Annotated in this window: 13 protein-coding genes; 8 read left to right on the forward strand and 5 right to left on the reverse strand. The window is 67.8% G+C overall.

Going from position 1 to position 16,736, the window contains the following annotated elements; genetic code table 11:
• The first annotated feature begins 38 nt into the window (after positions 1-38).
• Positions 39-698, forward strand: coding sequence for an MFS transporter (locus ACSQ2B_RS02650; RefSeq protein WP_436047081.1), 660 nt, complete (start codon positions 39-41; stop codon positions 696-698).
• 52 nt (positions 699-750) lie between these two features.
• Here ACSQ2B_RS02650 and ACSQ2B_RS02655 read toward each other — a convergent pair whose 3' ends face one another.
• Positions 751-1,947 (reverse strand): epoxide hydrolase family protein, encoded by a 1,197-nt coding sequence (locus tag ACSQ2B_RS02655; protein ID WP_436047083.1) that lies wholly within the window; start codon positions 1,945-1,947, stop codon positions 751-753.
• Between the two features lie 11 nt (positions 1,948-1,958).
• Positions 1,959-2,822 (reverse strand): metal-dependent hydrolase, encoded by an 864-nt coding sequence (locus ACSQ2B_RS02660; RefSeq protein WP_436047085.1) that lies wholly within the window; start codon positions 2,820-2,822, stop codon positions 1,959-1,961.
• Between the two features lie 196 nt (positions 2,823-3,018).
• On the opposite strand from ACSQ2B_RS02660, the gene ACSQ2B_RS02665 reads away from it, so the two are divergent.
• From ACSQ2B_RS02665 to ACSQ2B_RS02680, 4 genes are read left to right on the forward strand one after another with little or no spacing between them, the layout of a single operon-like run.
• Entirely contained in the window at positions 3,019-4,287 is a 1,269-nt protein-coding gene (locus ACSQ2B_RS02665; protein ID WP_436047087.1) for a cytochrome P450, read from the forward strand.
• Positions 4,284-5,429 carry a serine hydrolase domain-containing protein gene (locus tag ACSQ2B_RS02670; protein WP_436047088.1) on the forward strand — a complete coding sequence of 382 codons (1,146 nt, stop codon included), beginning with the start codon at positions 4,284-4,286 and terminating at the stop codon, positions 5,427-5,429. The genes ACSQ2B_RS02665 and ACSQ2B_RS02670 overlap by 4 nt, the downstream gene beginning before the upstream one ends.
• A 1-nt stretch (position 5,430) precedes the next feature.
• Positions 5,431-7,158: a GMC family oxidoreductase gene (locus ACSQ2B_RS02675; protein WP_436047090.1), complete on the forward strand. Its 1,728-nt coding sequence runs from the start codon at positions 5,431-5,433 to the stop codon at positions 7,156-7,158.
• The gene (locus ACSQ2B_RS02680; RefSeq protein ID WP_436047092.1) at positions 7,100-8,302 is read left to right on the forward strand and encodes a cytochrome P450; all 1,203 of its coding nucleotides are present in this window, start codon (positions 7,100-7,102) and stop codon (positions 8,300-8,302) included. The genes ACSQ2B_RS02675 and ACSQ2B_RS02680 overlap by 59 nt, the downstream gene beginning before the upstream one ends.
• A 133-nt stretch (positions 8,303-8,435) precedes the next feature.
• Here ACSQ2B_RS02680 and ACSQ2B_RS02685 read toward each other — a convergent pair whose 3' ends face one another.
• A complete protein-coding gene (locus ACSQ2B_RS02685) occupies positions 8,436-10,826 on the reverse strand; it encodes a TonB-dependent receptor (RefSeq protein WP_436047094.1) in 2,391 nt (796 codons plus the stop codon).
• Positions 10,827-11,539: 713 nt separating this feature from the next.
• On the opposite strand from ACSQ2B_RS02685, the gene ACSQ2B_RS02690 reads away from it, so the two are divergent.
• The 3 genes from ACSQ2B_RS02690 to ACSQ2B_RS02700 all read left to right on the forward strand — a co-directional run bounded on the left by ACSQ2B_RS02690 (position 11,540) and on the right by ACSQ2B_RS02700 (position 14,728).
• Positions 11,540-13,204, forward strand: coding sequence for an FAD-binding protein (locus ACSQ2B_RS02690; RefSeq protein ID WP_436047096.1), 1,665 nt, complete (start codon positions 11,540-11,542; stop codon positions 13,202-13,204).
• Between the two features lie 11 nt (positions 13,205-13,215).
• A complete protein-coding gene (locus tag ACSQ2B_RS02695) occupies positions 13,216-14,034 on the forward strand; it encodes an SDR family NAD(P)-dependent oxidoreductase (RefSeq protein WP_436047098.1) in 819 nt (272 codons plus the stop codon).
• 97 nt (positions 14,035-14,131) lie between these two features.
• Positions 14,132-14,728, forward strand: coding sequence for a hypothetical protein (locus ACSQ2B_RS02700; RefSeq protein ID WP_436047100.1), 597 nt, complete (start codon positions 14,132-14,134; stop codon positions 14,726-14,728).
• A 58-nt stretch (positions 14,729-14,786) separates the two neighbouring features.
• Here ACSQ2B_RS02700 and ACSQ2B_RS02705 read toward each other — a convergent pair whose 3' ends face one another.
• Positions 14,787-15,719 carry an SDR family NAD(P)-dependent oxidoreductase gene (locus ACSQ2B_RS02705; RefSeq protein ID WP_436047102.1) on the reverse strand — a complete coding sequence of 311 codons (933 nt, stop codon included), beginning with the start codon at positions 15,717-15,719 and terminating at the stop codon, positions 14,787-14,789.
• A gap of 19 nt (positions 15,720-15,738) precedes the next feature.
• On the reverse strand, positions 15,739-16,719 hold the full coding sequence (locus ACSQ2B_RS02710) for a phytanoyl-CoA dioxygenase family protein (protein ID WP_436047104.1): 981 nt from the start codon (positions 16,717-16,719) through the stop codon (positions 15,739-15,741).
• Positions 16,720-16,736: the final 17 nt, after the last annotated feature.

Here is a 16,736-nt window from a genome sequence, read left to right on the forward strand (position 1 = left end):
CTGGCGCTTCGCCTTCCTGCAGTATCCCGCTGTTGGCCGTGGCCGCCGTCCTGCTCGTGCTGTTCGCATTCCCAGCCGTCGATTCAGCCGACCGCAAGGAGGTCGATACCGGGGGCGGGCGGAGCGCCGGCGCCTGGAGTCTGTGGCCGCTCTACATCCTTGCGATGGCGCTCACGGCGGTCATGTTCATGGGATCGACCCAGTTCGCGTTCCTGCTGCCGCAGGTGGGGGTTACGGCCTCCGGATCCATCGGCCTGGTCATGAGCGCGATCACCCTGCTGGGCGTGGTCGTCTCCCTGTTGTTCGGGCCGATTGAGCGCAGGCTCGGCCTGCAAGGGTCCTTGGTGCTGGGGCTGGCGGCCGTGGCCGTGGGCATGGCGCTGATCGGACTTGGCGAGACGCCTGTGGCCGCCGTCGGCGGCGCGGCGCTAATGGGCGTCTACGTCGGCGTCACGGTCCCCTACGTCCACCACGTCGTCACGCTCCGCGCCGCGCCGCGTGTGCGGGCTCGGGCGATCGGACTGCTGAGCGCGTTCTCCTTCGTTGGGGCGCTGATCAATCCTTTCGTCTTCGCCCCCGTGAGCGACGCCGTCGGCGTGCAGGGATTGTTCGTTGTGGTCGGCGTAGCAATGGCGGTGCTCGCTGCGGGAGCGTTCGCGCTGCGTCTGCGGACCCCGGATTTGGCGCCCGCCGAATAGGGCGCAGGGGGGCGTGTCCATCGGTCATCGACGGCCGAGCCGCGGACGGGCGTCAGCGAAAGGACGCCCCGAGCGCGTGTCGGGCGTTTTTCGCGAAGCGGCGCAGGTCCTCGGCGAAGGCCTGCGGCTGTTCCATCGCGGCGAAGTGGCCGCCGCGGGCGGGCTCGGCCCAATGGATGATCTCGCCTCGGCGCTCAGCCCAGGCCCTGGGCGACTTGATGATTTCGCGAGGGTAGACCGTCACCCCGAGGGGAACCGGCAGGCGGCCGGAGAGCGAGAACTCGCGGCGCTCCAGGGCTTGGGCCAGCTCCTTGTAGAGCCGCATGGAGGCGGCGATCGAGTTCGAGAACCAGTAGAGCGAGACATTGGTGAGCAGCGCGTCCCACGAGACGGCGTTGCGAATGTCGCGCCGGCCGTCCTGTTCGCAGTCGCACCAGTAGTGAAACTTCTCCGCGATCCAGGCGCACAGGCCGACGGGCGAGTCGGCGAGGGCGGCGGCCACGGTCTGCGGGCGGGTGGACTGCAATTGGGAATAGGCCGCGCCGTCGCGCTGGTGGCGTTCGTTGTCGGCGAGCCACTCCCGCTCGTGCGCCCGCAGCAGCGCCATCGGATCGGCCACGTCGCGCGGCGGCTGCGGTGTGAGCAGGTTGACGTGGATCGCTCGGCAATTCTCCGGCGCCCGCACCGCCGTCAGCTGGGTGATCGGCGAGCCCCAGTCGCCGCCCTGCGCCAAGTACTGGTCGTAGCCAAGCGCCGTCATCAGCCGGTGGTGCCGGTCGGCGATGACGCCGGGGTGCATGCCTGGCCGGCTGGGGGCGGCGGAGAAACCGTAGCCGGGCAGGGAGGGGCAGACCACGTGGAAGGCTTCCTCCGGCGATCCGCCGAAGGCTTCGGGCGTCGTCAGGCGAGGGATCACCTCCAGAAACTCGACGATCGAGCCGGGCCAGCCGTGACACATCAACAGCGGCGTGGCGTTTTCATGCGGCGAGCGCTGGTGGATGAAGTGCAGGTCCAGGCCGTCGAGCTCCAGCAGATACTGGTCGAAGGCGTTGACCCGCGCCTCGGCGTCGCGCCAGCTGAAGTCGTGGCGCCAGTAGGTGGCCAGCGCCTGCAGATAAGGGAGGTTGGCGCCATAGGCCCAATCGGGATCCTCGAACTCGCCCGCCCACCGGGTCCGGTCGAGGCGTGCATGAAGATCCGAGAGCGCCTCGTCTGGGATCGTCACCTTGAACGGTCTGATCGACGGCATCGCCTGGCCTTTCAGCCTGCCGCCGGGGCGGGCGTGTCGCGACCCATGTCCCCGGCCTTCTCGAAGCGCGCGAGATATGCGTCCATGCCGCGGGGCGGTCGCTTGTTCGCCGGGTCGTAGAACGGCGAGAGCACGGGCAGAAGCGCCGGCAGGAGGCGCCGGAGCGCCAACCGCGACACCGCCTGCAGGTTGTGGCGCGACTGCGCCAGCTCCTCCGGCGTCATGCGGCTGCGGTCACTCGCCAACATGCGGTCACGCACCGCCTTGGTGTAGGCGCCCAGGTGGAAGAAGACGAACAGGAAGCCGTAGACCCGGTAGAGCCATCCGAAGCCGATCCGGCCGAGAAGCCCCTTGGCGTAGAGCGCCTTGAAGGTGCGGTAGCAGACCTCGCGGTGCTCGAACTCCTCGGCCATGTGCCACTTCCACATCGCCACGGCCTCGTAGTCAGCGCCCTCGAGCAGGGCGTCGCTGTGCTCGAACCAGAGCTTGGCCGCCGGCGGGCCCAGGGACTCGAAACCCTCGCAGTAGGCCAGGTTGAAGCGCAGCGACCGGGCTTCGGCGAAGCGTTCGAGGTCGGCCTTCAGCTTGAGCTCCAGCGGCAGGATCTCGGGATAGAATTCGCGGATGCGCCGGTTGAAGGCGCTGTGCTGGCGGGTGTGCTGCCCTTCCTGCAGGTTGAAGGTCTCGACCGCCTGCCGCAACTCGATCGCGCTCTCCGGCAGGGCCTCTTTGGCGCGGTTCATGATCTTGATGAGATAGGGCTCGATATAGGTCGGAATCGTCGAGGACGCGTTGCGGTCGCACGCGAACTCGCGGTTCGGCGCCCAGTCGGGGCGCACGCGCGAATAGTCGATCCTCGGAAACCGGACCTGCATCGCAGCCTCCCTCGTTGGCTTGGACGCAGCCGCGCCCAGGGATTTCCGGTGAGGCTACAGAACCGCCGGATCCGCGTCCCCCGCCAGGCCGCCTCCCCACATCCATGATGCCTTGGGCCGCGGCGGCTCGAAACGTTGCAGAGTGGAGGCGGCTGATGTCGCCTGCTGTCGGGACAACCAACCCGGCGGGATGAACATGACCACGCACGTCCGCATCCAGGATTTCGACGATGTAGGCTACGATCCGTTCAGCGCCGCCGCGGAGACGGGCGGCGAGTCCGGGCTGGGCGACATCTATCCGGAACTGGCGCGCCTGCGACGCGCGGCGCCGGTGCAGGCGCTCGACATCCGCCGCCATTTCGGCCTGGCGCCGGACATCACCACGACGGAGATGCGCAAGGTTGTGGTGCTGGGCTACGCCGCCGCGAGCGAGGTCCTGGGGGACGCCGCGACCTATTCCAACCTCGTCTACAACCAGAACCTCGGCGTCTCCTTCGGCCGCTCCATCACCACCATGGATTCGCCCGAGCACCCGCTGTTCCGACACGCCTTCCAGGCCGGGTTCATGAAGCCGATGCTGGCGAGCTGGGGCGAGACCATCGTGCCCCGCATGATCGACCGGCTGATCGACGACTTTGCGGACAAGGGCCGGGCGGAGCTGGTCGGCGACTTCACCCTGCACTTTCCGTTCCATTTCATCCACGAGCTGATGCAGCTGCCGCTCGAGGACCGTTTCGCCTTCCAGAAGCTGGCCTTCGCCCAGGTGAACGTCTTCTTCGACCGCGAGCGCGCCTATGAGGCGATCGAGAAGCTCAAGGCCTATCTGACCGATCTCGTCCATGCGCGGCGGGACCATCCGGTCGGCGACGACGATTTCGTGCATGCGATCGCCAACGCCAGGGTCGACGGCGAACGTCTGCCCGACGAGGTGGTCATCGCCTTCTTCCGCCAGCTGATGAACGCCGGGGGCGACACCAGCTATCACGGCTTCTCCACCGTGCTGACGGGCTTGCTGACTCATCCCGACCAACTCGAGGCGGTGCGTGCGGACCGCAGCCTGGTTTCGCGCGCGATCGAGGAAGGGCTGCGCTGGAACTGCCCGGTCCCGATCATCCAGCGTACGCCGCTCAAGCCTGCGGAGCTGGCGGGCGTCGAGGTGAGGCCCGGGGATCGGCTCGACGTCGTGCTCGCGGCCGCCAATCGCGACGAGCAGGCCTACAACCAGCCCGACGTGTTCGACATCCACCGCCCGCCGGGGCGCCACCTGGCCTTCGGCTATGGCGCGCACATCTGCCTCGGCCAGCACCTGGCGCGGATGGAGATGGGGGTGGCGCTGAATGCGCTGTTCGACCGTCTGCCGAACCTGCGGCTGGACACCGACCGCTCGCCTCCGGTGATCGACGGCCTGTCGCTGCGCGGGCCGCATGCGCTGCACGTCCGCTTCAACGCCCAGCGCGCCGCGTGAGGCGGGGCGAAGCCAACGCCGCCGTCCAGGCGACGCTCGACCGGCTGGTCGCCGAGGGGCGCGAGGTCGGCGTCCAGGTCTGCGCCTATCTGGGTGATGAGAGGGTGGTGGACTGCTGGACTGGCCTGGCCGACCCGGCGACCGGCCGTCAGGTCGATGGCGAGACCCTGTTCAACGTCTTTTCGGTCAGCAAGGCGGTGACGGCCACAGCCGCGCACATCCAGGCTGAGCGCGGCCTGATCGACTACGACGCGCCGGTCGCCCGCTACTGGCCGGAGTTTGCGCAAGGCGGCAAGGACGGCGTGACGGTGCGCCATGTGCTGAGCCACGTCTCCGGCGTGCTGCGCATGCCGCCCGAGGTGACGCCGGAGCTGATGTGCGACTGGGAGTGGATGGTCCGGCGCATCGCCGAGACGCCCGGCCTCTATCCGCCCGGCTCGCGCTCCTCCTACCAGTCGATGACCTTCGGCTGGTTGCTGGGCGAGATTGTGCGGCGCACCGATCCGGAGCACCGCCCCTTCGGCCGGTTCGTGAAGGAGGAGATCGCCGACCCGCTCGGCTGCACCGATCTGTGGCTGGGGATTCCCGACTCCGTGGAGCCCCGGGTGGCTAAGCTGGACGACAGCGCGGTCCAGGTCGCGCCGGACGGCAACCTGACGCGCGAGGCCTGCCCGATTCAGGTCGATCTGATGCCGGACCCGTTCGAGCGGCCTTATGTGCGGCGCGCCTGCATTCCGGCGGTGGGCGGCATCTTCAACGCCCGCAGCGAGGCGCGCGTCTTCGCCATGCTCGCCAATGGCGGCGTGCTGGAGGGGGTGCGGCTGCTGTCGGAGAAGCGGGTGCGAAGTTTCGCCGCGCCCAGGCCGCACTACGACGACGCCGATCCGGTCTTCTTCGGCATGGTGGTGCCGATCGGCTGGGCGGGATACTGGCTCGGCGGCGAGCGGCCGCCCGTCTCGGCGCCGCGCAATCCCAAGGCCCTCTGTCACCCGGGCATGGGCGGCTCGCTCGGCTGGGCGGACCTGGAGCGCGGACTGGCGGTCGCCTTCTGCCATAACCGGATGTTCGACACGGTCGAGGTCGAGCAGGACAGCCGCACCCTGGTCGGCGACGTGATTCGCCAGACGCTGGGGCTCGCCTGAGGTGACGCGCGGCTGGGCGGAGAGCTCCTGGGACTACATCGTCATCGGCGCCGGCTCGGCCGGCTGCGTGCTCGCCGATCGGTTGTCGCGTGATCCCCGGCGGCGCGTGCTGCTGCTCGAAGCCGGGCCTTCGGACGCAAACCCCCTGGTCCATATTCCCAAGGGCATGGGCAAGCTGTTCGCCGACCCGGAGCACGTGCATTTCTTCCAGACCGAGGCGGATGAATTCACGCCGTCGGAGACCTGGATCCGCGGCAAGCTGCTGGGCGGGTCGAGCTCGATCAACGGAATGATGTACTTCCGCGGCCAGCCGCAGGATTACGACGGCTGGGCCGCTGCCGCCGGACCCCAGTGGGGCTGGGCCCACATGCAACGCGCCTTCGCCGCGGTCGAGGATCATGAGGCGGCCGGCCAGCCGGGCGCGGAGCCGGGCCTGGGCGTCGGCGGTCGGCTGCACGTCTCCACCAGCCCCGACCGCTCGCCGCTGAGCGAAGCCCTGGTCGCCGCCGGAACCGAGATGGGCCTGCCCCGCCGCCCGGAGGTCACCCAGTCGGACCGTGAGGGGGTGGCCTATGCAACGCGGACGCTGAAGCGCGGGCGGCGGCAAAGTGCGGCGCGCGCCTTTCTGAAGCCGGCGGAGCATCGGCCGAACCTGCAGGTGGTCACCGGAGCCGTCGTCGAAAAGCTGCTGTTCGAGGGGCGGCGAACCGTCGGCGTCGCCGTACGCCACGCGGGCCAACGGCGTCGGGTGAAGAGCCGGGGCGAGGTGATCCTCGCCGCAGGCGCGCTGACCTCGCCGTTGATCCTGCAACGGTCCGGCGTCGGCCCCGCCGCCCAGCTGCAGGCGCTGGGCGTGGCGGTGGTGCGCGACAGCCCGTCGGTCGGCCGGCGGCTGCTCGAGCACCGGCTGCTGATGATGGAGTACGCGCTCTTGAAGCCGCGAAGCCAGAACGCCGAGTTCCGGGGCTGGCGACTCTATCGCAACGCCTTGCGCTACGCTCTGACCCGCGGCGGGCCGATGGCGGCGGGCTCCTACGAGGTCGCCGCCTTCGCCCGCACCGATCCTGACGACCCGCTGCCGGACGTCGAGATCCTGATGGCGCCCTATTCGCTGGGCCTGAACAGCCGCGGCGAGGTGGCGACCGGGGCAGGGCACGGCATCCACCTTTTCGGCTATCCGCTCCGCTCGCGCAGCGAAGGCAGCGTCATGATCAGCGCGGCGGATCCCGCCGCGGCGCCGGTCATCCGGCCGAATTATCTGTCAGATCCGTACGACCAGGCCGCGACGGTGCGGATGTTCCGCTACATCCGGCGCTGGATGCGCCAGCCTTCGCTGAAGGGGCTGATCGGCGAGGAGACCGCGCCCGGCCCGCCGGTGCAGAGCGACGAGGAGATCATCGCCGCCTTCCGCGACCGCGGGCAGTCCGGCTACCACGCCTGCGGGACCTGTCGGATGGGGCTGGACGAGGCCGCCGTGCTCGACGGGAGGCTGCGCGTGCGCGGGGTGGATGGGCTGCGCGTCGTCGACGGCTCCATCATGCCCGCCATGGTCTCGTGCAACACCAATGGCCCGATCATCGCCGCCGCCTGGCGAGCCGCGGACCTCATCCTGGAGGATGCGGGACGGACAGACGCCGCCGCGCCCGGCGAGAGCCCTGAAGGATCGTCCAATGTCAGAGAGCTTCACCGTTCCGCCGCACGTCCCGCCGGACCTGGTCTACGACTTTGACGCCTTCGCCCCCGTGCCTCCGGGCCTGGACGCCCAGGAGCACTGGCGGCGGCTGCGCGACGAGGCGCCGGGCGAGGTGTTCTGGACGCCCCGGTACGGCGGCAACTGGGTGGCCACCCGGGCCGAGGATATCGTCCGCATTCAGCTCGAGCACGAGACCTTCTCCCACGCCCTGATCTCGATCCCGCGCGAGACGGCGTTCCCGATGTATCCGCTGACGCTCGATCCGCCGGAGCAGGCTCCGTACCGCCGGCTGATGCAGCCGGCCTTCATGCCCAAGGCGATCGCCCGTCTCGAAGCGCGCGCGAGAGAGGTCGCCGTCGAACAGATCGAGAAGCTCGCGCCGCAGGGCGAATGCGAGTTCGTCGGTGATTTCGCCCGCGTGCTGCCGATCGTCGTCTTCCTCGAGATGGTCGACCTGCCGCTCAGCGACGCCGGGCCGATGGTAGCCTGGACCGAGGTGATGACCCGCTCGAGCGACCCGGCCGAGCGCAACCAGGCGCTGGCGAACATGTCCGGCTATCTGCAGGGCTGGATCCAGCGGCGGACGGAGACGCCCGGGACAGATCTGTTGAGCACAGTCGCCACGGCCGAGATCGAGGGACGCAAGCTCAGCGACCAGGAGGTCATGGCCATGTGCCTGCTCCTGCTGTTCGGCGGACTGGACACGGTGGCCTCGATGCTGAGCTTCATCGCCCGCTTCCTGGCGCTCAACCCGTCGCATCGGCGCGAGCTTGTGGAAGACCCCGGCCTGATCCCCAACGCGGTCGAGGAACTGATCCGCCGGCACGGCGTGGCGAACACCTGCCGCCTGGTGAAGCAGGACCTGGTGCTGAAGGGCGCGCCCCTGAAGGCGGGCGACCAGATCCAGGCGCCGAACGTGTTCGTGGGCCTTGATGAGGCGACCGTGACCGACCCCATGCGGGTCGACTTCCACCGCGAGCGGCCGATCCCGCACGCCGCTTTCGGCAACGGGGTGCACACCTGTCCTGGCGCGGTGCTGGCGCGGCGGGAGATCAAGGTGTTCCTGGAGGAATGGCTCGCGCGCATTCCCGACTTCGGGATCAAGCCCGGCACGATCCCGGTCGTCGAGGCGGGCAACGTCAGCGGCGTCGTCGAGCTGCAGTTGTCCTGGAGGACGTAAACTGCGTTTTCTTCCCGTCACGTAGATGAGGAACTTAAAGCAAAAAAAGAGGCGTGGAGCTGATCGCTCCACGCCTCCTGCGCGTCGGACAGGTCGCCCTGAGCACGCCGGCGGCGGGCCCAGGGCCGGCCCCTCAGAACCGGTAGCTCACCTCGACGCCGTACATGCGCGGCTCGCCATAGACGCTCGACTGGAAGCCGAGGTTCTCGGCGAGCAGGCCTAGGACGCCGATGCGGTAGGTATCGTTGGTGACGTTGTTGCCGAAGACGGCGACGTTCACCTTGCTGCCGCGGACGTTGTTCCACTCGGCTCGCAGATTGAGGAGGGCGTATGACTTCTGGAGCCCCTCCAGCTCGAAATCGTCGAGATAGATCTTGCTGCGCCAGGTGCCGTTGGCGGTCAGCGCCATCTGGCCGAGGTTGTCCGGCAGGTCCTTCCGATAGGTGGCCGTCAGGCCGGCGGAGTGCTTCGGGACGCCTCTCTGGGCGATCTCCGGGGCCCCGTTGGCCGCGACCGCGGCCCCGCGAAGGATCTTGATCTTGGTGTAGGCGTAGAAGCCGGACAGGGTCAGGTCGCCGAGATTATAGCTCGCCTCGAATTCGCCCCCGGTGTTGCGTTGCTTGGCGGTGTTGTCCACCACCGTAAGCACCGTGTCGGGAACGCCGTCGCCGTTGGTGTCGAAGCTGGTGGCGCGCTGCTTCTGGACGTTGGACCCGTTCTGCCGGAACAGGGCGGTGCTCGTCTTCAGGCGGCCGGGACCAAATTGGGAGTTGGTCTTCAGCCCGAGTTCGATCTCGTTGACCGTTTCGGGTTCGAACGGCCGAAGCTGGATGGCGTTCACCGCGCGGGTCGAGAAGCCGCCCGCGCGGTAGCCGTGCCGGTAGCTGACGTAGGTCGTGATCGCATCGCTCGGCTCCCACTGCAGGGTGCCGTCGTAGGTGAGCTCGTTGAAAGACTTGCTGTTGGTGAAATGGCACTGACCGATCGGCACGGATTGCACGCCGGGCGTCGTGAGGTTGGTGTCGAACTGGCAGACGCCCAGATTGGGAAGGTTCGGCGAAATATTGATGGTCCGCTTGTCCTCGTTGTAGCGGACGCCGCCGGAGACGCTCACCTGGTTGGTGATATGATAGGTGCCCGCCGCGAAGGCGGCGTAGCTCTTGGAGGGCCCCGACCCGGCCGTGTAGTTGATGAACCGGGCGGCCGGCGTGGATTGCGGGACCCGCGCGCCGGCGAACGTCAGCTGAGGCAGCGTGTTCGCAAAGGCGCCGTCAATCCCCGCCTCCCGAAAATAATAGGCGCCGAGAATGTAGGTGAGCTTCTTTTCGAAAGCGCTGCCTTGGAGCTGGAGTTCTTCGCTGTAGGAATCCACATTTGCGAACTGGTACGGCGTAATCAAGAAGGCAGGAATGCCGTCGTAGTCCTGAACCGTGTCGCGGGTGTTCTTTCGATACCCGATAATATTCTTGATTGTGAGGTTCTCGGTGATGTCCCAGGTCGTCTTGTTGGTGATCCCCCAGTTCGTCGTCTTCTCGTAGGGGGCGCCCAGGGCGTCAAGGTTTCCGCCCTCGCCAGCGCCCATGTCGAGCGAGAAGCGACGATTGGCGAACAGGGCGCGCGCGGCGGCGAACTCGGCCGGAATGTTGGTCGTGATCAGGCCCGCGCGGCGCAGCCCCTCATAGGTCGCAATCAGCGAGGGAGCGGCCGTGTTGATCGAGGTGAGGAAGGCCGCGGTGCCGTGCTCGTCGCTGTGGTACCAGTCGAAGACGGTCAGCGACTGGAGGGTGTCGGTCGGCTTGAACAGGGCGGAGACGCGGTAGGCGTCGTAGTGCTGGTTGTCGTAGTCCCGCCCGGTTGTCACCTCATGAGACCAGCCCTCGCGCCTGCGGGTGACGCCGGCGAACCGCAGAGCCAGGACGTCGTTCACCGGGACGTTTACCTGCGCGTACAGTTCGCGCATCTGATGGTTGCCGGCGCTGCCGCGAATCTCGCCGGAGAATTCGTTGAGGACGGGATGGCGCGGCTCGACCAGCACCGCGCCGCCGGTCATGTTCCGCCCGAAGAGCGTGCCTTGCACGCCCTTCAGGACCTGGACCGATTCGAGATCGTAGAGCGAGTTGCCGAAGCCGTAGGGACGCGGCTGCACCACTTCGGCGAAATAGGTTCCGACCGGCGGGTCGGTGAAGAGTTGCGTCTCCTGGGTGCGCTGGCCGCGCATCGCAAAGCTGACAATGTTGCGCTGCGAAGCGCCGGTCGTGATGGTCAGCGACGGCGTCTGGTACTGCAGGCCCTGCACGTCCTTGACGCCCGCCCGCGTGAGGGCGTCTCCGGAGATCGCCGAAACGGAGAGCGGCACGTCCTGCACGTTCTCCTCCCGTCGCCGGGCGGTCACGATGATCTCGCCGAGCGTGGACCCCTCTGACACCGCTGGGTCCGCCGGCGCGTCTGCGGCGTGGGCGACCGCAGCGGGCGTCGCCAGCATTGTGCAGCCCAGCAGGATCGCCTTCGTCGCTCGGATCTTCATGGTCGTCCCCTCCTCTGGATCGGTGTGGCTTCTTTGAGCCGTGAATTGTGCCGGCGAGCCTCAAGCCAACCGCTGCCGAGTTTTAATGCGCGCTCTTGGGGCAGAGTAGCCCGTAAGTTAATAAGAGAGCTCGATATCACACGTGTGATCGGTCTCGGTTGGCTGGTATTGTGCAAGTGATACCGCAGCGCAGCATTATTCCTAAGCCTGCATGGTGCTCGCCGTTGCGCACAGCATCTGAAGTCAACGCTTCAACCCAGACGCGTCCTGCCGAAGTCGCAGAAATCAAATCTTGGGTTGTGAATCCGACCCGGGGATGCGACCAGGAGTTATGAGCAGCTAAACTAGACAGCGCTCAAATCTATTCGGAAAAGCTGGGCTTCGAAGGTGAAGCTCGTCCGCATCGGCTGCGCCGATATCTCCTGTCGCGGTCAGCTCGCGGCGATGCGCCCCCGCGCCTTGCCACATAACCATGTTAGGGCGCCGCGGGGGCAGACGACATCCCTCCAAACGGCCGGACGGAAGCCTTCACAAACATGATGTCCTTGGCGGGGGCGGGGGTTTTGGCGCCGCCTGGGCTAGCCTCTCCAGAGGCGGCGGGTGTCGAACCCAGCTGAAGAGAAATACTTGGGGAGGCGCGGCCTTGGCGTGATCGGCGGTCGCCGGGCTCGGGCTGCGACGCCTCCCGGATCGAAGCTGACGGGCAGGACGGAATGAGCGACAGCCATTGGGATGAAACCGCCGATTTCGTGATCGTCGGCTCGGGGGGAGGGTCGATGGCGGCGGCGCTGTTCCTCGTCTCGATCGGGCGACATCCCTTGATCCTCGAGAAGACCGACAAGATCGGCGGCTCGACCGCGATGTCGGGCGGTCTTCTTTGGATCCCCAATCACCCCTTGCAGAAGGCCGCCGGCGTCGATGACAGCCTGGAGGCGGGACGCCGTTACATGGACGCCGCCGTCGGTGACGACGCCGGTCCGGGCGCTTCGCCCGCGCGCAAGGAAGCTTTCCTGCGGGCTGGTCCGCCGATGATCGACTTCCTGCAGGCCCAGGGCATGAAATTCGTCCGGGCCGAGGGATGGTCGGACTATTACGACGATCTCGAGGGGGGGTGCGCGCGCAGCCGCTCGCTGGGCGCGCCCATGCTGGATTCGCGCAAGATGGGGCCGCTGTTCGACAAGCTGCGCCTCGGACCGATGGCCATGCCGCTGCCGGTGGAGCACACCCGCGATATCACCCTGGCCACCCGCACCCTGCCGGGGATGATCCAGGGCGCCATGTTGCTCTGGCGCATGCGCAAGGCCGCCAGGACTGGCAAGCCGATCCTGAGCTATGGCGGCTCGCTGCAGGGACGCATGTTGATGGTCGCGGCGGAGAAGGGGATTCCGATCCGCACTGAGACCGGCGTGGTCGACCTGATCGAAGAGGACGGCCGCGTGGTGGGTGTGATCGCCGAGCGTGACGGCAGGCGCCTGCGGATCCGCGCCCGCGACGGCGTGCTGATCAACGCCGGCGGCTTTTCGCACAGCAAGGCCTTGCGGGAGAAATATGGTCCGAAGCCCGCCTCCACCGAGTGGACCAACGCCAATCCAGGTGACACCGGCGAGATGATCGAGATCGCCCAGGCTCACGGCGCGGCTTTGGATCTGATGGATCAGGCCTGGTGGGTGCCCGGGACCCTGCCGCCCGACGGCCAGATCTTCATGCACGTCACCTGCCTCTCCAAGCCGCACTGCATCGTGGTCGACCGGCGCGGCAAGCGGATCATGAACGAGAGCCAGTCCTACATGGCCAACGGCCAGGCGCTCTATGCCGCCGGCGTGCCGGCCTGGGTGGTGATGGATAGCCGCCACCGCAAACGCTACGCCTGGGGAACCCAGCCTCCCGGCGTCACGCCGCCGGCCTGGGAAAGCTCAGGCTACATGCTCAAGGCCGACACCCTTCCTGAGCTGGCCGCCAAGATGGGGCTGGATCCCGCCGCGCTGTCGGCCGAGGTCGAGCGGTTCAACGGCTTCGCCAGAAGCGGACGGGACCTGGACTTCCACCGCGGCGAGCGGGCTTACGACACCTGGTACGGCGATCCGACGGTCAAACCCAATCCCAACCTCGGCGCGATCGAAAAGCCGCCGTTCCTGGCCTTCAAGATGGTCCCGGGCGACGTCGGGACGGCCGGCGGCGTCGTCACCGACGAACACGCCCAGGTGCTGCGCGAGGACGGCACGGCGATCCCCGGGCTCTACGCCACCGGAAACTCGACGGCCTCGGTGATGGGGCGGTGCTATCCCGGCGCCGGGGCGAGCATCGGGGCGTCCTTTGTCTTCGCCTGGCTGGCGGCGCACCATGCGGTGGGCCGCGCAGCCCCTGAACAGACCGTCTGAGCGGAGAGAGCATGCCGGAACCGACGCGATACGGCGGCCGTCTGGAGGGGAAGGTCGCCATCGTCACCGGGGCGGGGGCCGAAGGCGAGGGGATCGGCATCGGCCGCGCCATCGCCACGGTGCTGGCGGGCGAGGGGGCGCGGGTCTGCTGCGCCGACCTGGACCTCGCCCGCGCCCAGGCCACGGCGGAGCGCATCGGCCGCACGGGCGGCGCGGCCTTCGCCGTCGCCGGCGACGTCAGCCAGGCGGGCGACTGCGAGCGCCTCGTGGCCGAGACCGTGAGCCGCCACGGTCGGCTCGACGTGCTGGTGAACAATGTCGGAATCTCGCCGCCGACGCGGTTGGACTCTTTTGACGAGGCGCTTTGGTCGCGTGTCTTCGACGTCAATCTCAAGAGCGCCGTCCTGATGAGCCGCTACGCGGTTCCGGCGATGACGGCAGGCGGCGGCGGGGCGATCATCAACATCTCCTCGATTGCCGGCATGCGCGCGCACGGCTCGCTGGCCTATGGCGCCTCGAAGGCGGCGATGGCCCAGCTGTCGCGGGAGATCGCAGCAGCCTATGGCCGTGCCGGCATCCGCGCCAACACCGTGGCGCCCGGCCACGTGATGACCTCGCACGTCGAGCATCTGATGGCGGCGGAGATGCGCGAGACGCGCCGCAAGGTCGGACCTCTCGGCATCGAAGGCGACGCCTGGGACGTCGCCGCAGCCGTCACCTTCCTCGCCAGCGACGAGGCGCGCTTCATCACGGGCGTGGAGCTGCCGGTGGATGGCGGGGTCACCGCGATCGCGCCGCTCGCGGCGCATGGCCTGATCATGGGCGGGTGAGGGGGCGGCGCGCGACGCCTGCACCCACTCGTCGCGTCAGGCTTGGCAACACAGCCAGAGATTGCGATGTTTGCCGCGACAGCAGTGCGGGGTCGCCGTGAGCACCGGTCAACTGATCGATCTACTTCCGACGTGGAATCTCGGTGAAATCGCCGGATCGTGGCGTAACGCCATACGGAAGCGGCACGACCCCGGCTTCCGGGACCGCTGGCCCATGGTGGACGCTTACATTGAGGCGATACACGAGGAGTGGGACCGACGGCGAACCTCCGTGCTCCGCGACAAAGACCATATCAGGGACTGGCAGCCGATAACCTGGGGCGACCTTTACGACGACACGTCCGAACTGCCCGCGGGCAGCCCGCTCACGGCGCATGGATATCACGTGGCGCAGCGGGCTAAGCTCACTGAAAGCCTGCGGCGTGTTTACTTGGAGTGCTGCATCCTCGGTCCGCTGATGCCAGCGTTCGAGCCCTCTTACCTAGCCGAGTGGGGCGTGCCCAAAAAGAAAGAGCGCCTGCAGCGCGTGGTCACCCACATCCACGGCCTGACAATCGGGAGGAACAGCACGCAGCCGAACATGCGGCACGCCGTGGCGCTTTGGTGCTCCGACTTGGAGTATCTGCGAGAGCGCTACAGCAGTAAGGCGGATATCAACTGGCCGGAAATTCGGCGGGCGCGCTTTGCCGGCTGAGCGTGGCGCGCTCGCTTTCCGAACAGGGCGCCGGGACAATCTTGAATTGCCCCCCCGCTCAAGCCTCCCGAACGAACCGATTCTGGATGTCGCCGATGAGATAGTCGCGGTTGGCGGGCTCGTCGAAGCCCTCCAGGGTCCAGCCGCCGGGCTGGAACAGGGTGCGGATGGCTTCCGGCTCCGGCAGCAGCGCCACCTCGTCGCCCTGGACGAAGAAGTCGCGGCCCGTCACCTGCGCCGCGGCCGCCGTGCATAGCCAGACCGCCAGGGCGGCCACATGCTCCGGCAGGGCCGTCATGCGCGGCGCGCTCATCGGCCGGTTCCACAGGAGCGGGATGCCCAGGCGGGCGGCTTCCCGGATCGTCTGGTCGATCTCCGGCGTGTGGGTGGTGGTCAGGTGCGAGACGGGGCGAATGAGGTTGCAGCGCACGCCGAACTCGCCGAGCTCGCGCGCCACCGTCCGGGTGAGGCCCATCAGCCCCTCCTTGGCGGCGGAATAGTTGCTCATCCCCCAGTGACCGAAGCCGGAGGGCGAGCCGGTGTTGACGATCACCCCCGAGCGCTGGGCGATCATGTGCGGAGCGGCGGCGCGGATGGTGGCGAAACTGCTCTTCAGGCTGACGTCGAGGCAGAGGTTCCAGTCCGCCTCGGTCATGCGATCGATCCGCGCCGGCCGCACGATGCCGGCGTTGTTCACCAGGATGTCGATCCGGCCGAAGGCCTCGATCGCCCGGTCCACCACCGCAGCCCCGCCTTCGAGCGAGGCCACGCTGGAGGTTTCGGCCACGGCCTCGCCGCCGAGGTCGCGGATTTCGCGCGCGACGGCCTCGGCGACGCTGACATCGCCCGCCTCGGTCCCGTAGGGCCCGCCGCCGAGGTCGTTCACCACCACCTTGGCGCCCTGCGCGGCGAGCAGCAGGGCTTCGGCCCGGCCGATGTTGCGCCCGGCCCCGGTCACGACGGCGACCTTGTCCTTCAGCCGCTGGTTCATCGCCTCATCTCCTGAAGGGTCAGCCTTCGGCCGCCTGGCGCAGCATGACCGCGCGATCACCCTCGGTGACCAGGACCAGGCGCATGCCGGGCTTGGTCACCTGGGCGAAGCTGTGGAAGGGTTCGCGGACGCCAGGGTCGAGCACCCGTATGAAGGTCTGGGCGTCCACGCCGTAGGTGCGCTCTCCAAAGGCGTCGGTCTCGACCGTGACCGATCTCGGCGTAACCGCCTTCACGGTGACGGCGACAGCGCTCGGGCGGCTGGCCGACTGGACGCGGGTGTCGAAGGTGACGCGCAGGCGGTTGGAGTTGTTCGGACGGCTGGCGTGCGGGGTGAAGGGATGCACGATGAGCACATCGCCAGGAATATAGTCCGTGGTCGCCCAGCTCTCGTCCGGGACGACGCCGGTCGGCACCGGAAAGGACGGTTTGGCGAGATTGTGGAAATACCCGCGCTTGTTCTGGCCCACGGCCAGCATCAACCCGCCAAGCTCACGCTGGCAGGGCGTCAGCGGCGCCCAGACCGGTTTGTAGTCCAGGATTCCCGGGCTGTAGAAACCGTCCTGGTGGATCCGGGTGATCGGGCCGTTCGGCGGATAGAGACGATACTGCACGATCGGCACCGCGCAGGCGGGCTCGCCCAGCACCTTCTCCATCACCTGAAGATTTGCGGGGTGCTCGATCAGCCGCCTGGAGATGCCGCTGAATTCAAGGCTCTCCTCGAAAATGTTGATCGGAACCCCGGTCCAGACCGCGTCCTTGTCGCCCGGTGCGACCAGGCCGTGGCGGGCCGCGATCGCCAGCATCTCGTCGCGCGCCCGCTCCACCGAAGCCGGATCGAGCACCTGGCGCAGAAGGATGTAGCCGTTCTCTTCATAGCAGCGGATCAGCGCCGAATGATCGTCCAGCAGGTGGTTGCAGGACTCCAGCTCGCCGCGTGGCGTGACGTCGTGAACCTCGAGGTCCTCGGCCTCCGGCAGTCTCAGCGCTTCGGCAGACATGGCGTTTCCCGTCTCGT

The organism is Phenylobacterium sp. LjRoot225 (assembly GCF_964252855.1).
GTDB lineage: Bacteria > Pseudomonadota > Alphaproteobacteria > Caulobacterales > Caulobacteraceae > Phenylobacterium.

What these genes read in the sequence shown, in the direction of transcription:
- ACSQ2B_RS02655 (WP_436047083.1), bottom strand. Translation starts at nt 1,947, where the DNA reads ATGCCGTCGATCAGACCGTTCAAGGTGACGATCCCAGACGAGGCGCTC.
- ACSQ2B_RS02660 (WP_436047085.1), bottom strand. Translation starts at nt 2,822, where the DNA reads ATGCAGGTCCGGTTTCCGAGGATCGACTATTCGCGCGTGCGCCCCGAC.
- ACSQ2B_RS02665 (WP_436047087.1), top strand. Translation starts at nt 3,019, where the DNA reads ATGACCACGCACGTCCGCATCCAGGATTTCGACGATGTAGGCTACGAT.
- ACSQ2B_RS02680 (WP_436047092.1), top strand. Translation starts at nt 7,100, where the DNA reads ATGTCAGAGAGCTTCACCGTTCCGCCGCACGTCCCGCCGGACCTGGTC.
- ACSQ2B_RS02685 (WP_436047094.1), bottom strand. Translation starts at nt 10,826, where the DNA reads ATGAAGATCCGAGCGACGAAGGCGATCCTGCTGGGCTGCACAATGCTG.
- ACSQ2B_RS02690 (WP_436047096.1), top strand. Translation starts at nt 11,540, where the DNA reads ATGAGCGACAGCCATTGGGATGAAACCGCCGATTTCGTGATCGTCGGC.
- ACSQ2B_RS02695 (WP_436047098.1), top strand. Translation starts at nt 13,216, where the DNA reads ATGCCGGAACCGACGCGATACGGCGGCCGTCTGGAGGGGAAGGTCGCC.
- ACSQ2B_RS02705 (WP_436047102.1), bottom strand. Translation starts at nt 15,719, where the DNA reads ATGAACCAGCGGCTGAAGGACAAGGTCGCCGTCGTGACCGGGGCCGGG.
- ACSQ2B_RS02710 (WP_436047104.1), bottom strand. Translation starts at nt 16,719, where the DNA reads ATGTCTGCCGAAGCGCTGAGACTGCCGGAGGCCGAGGACCTCGAGGTT.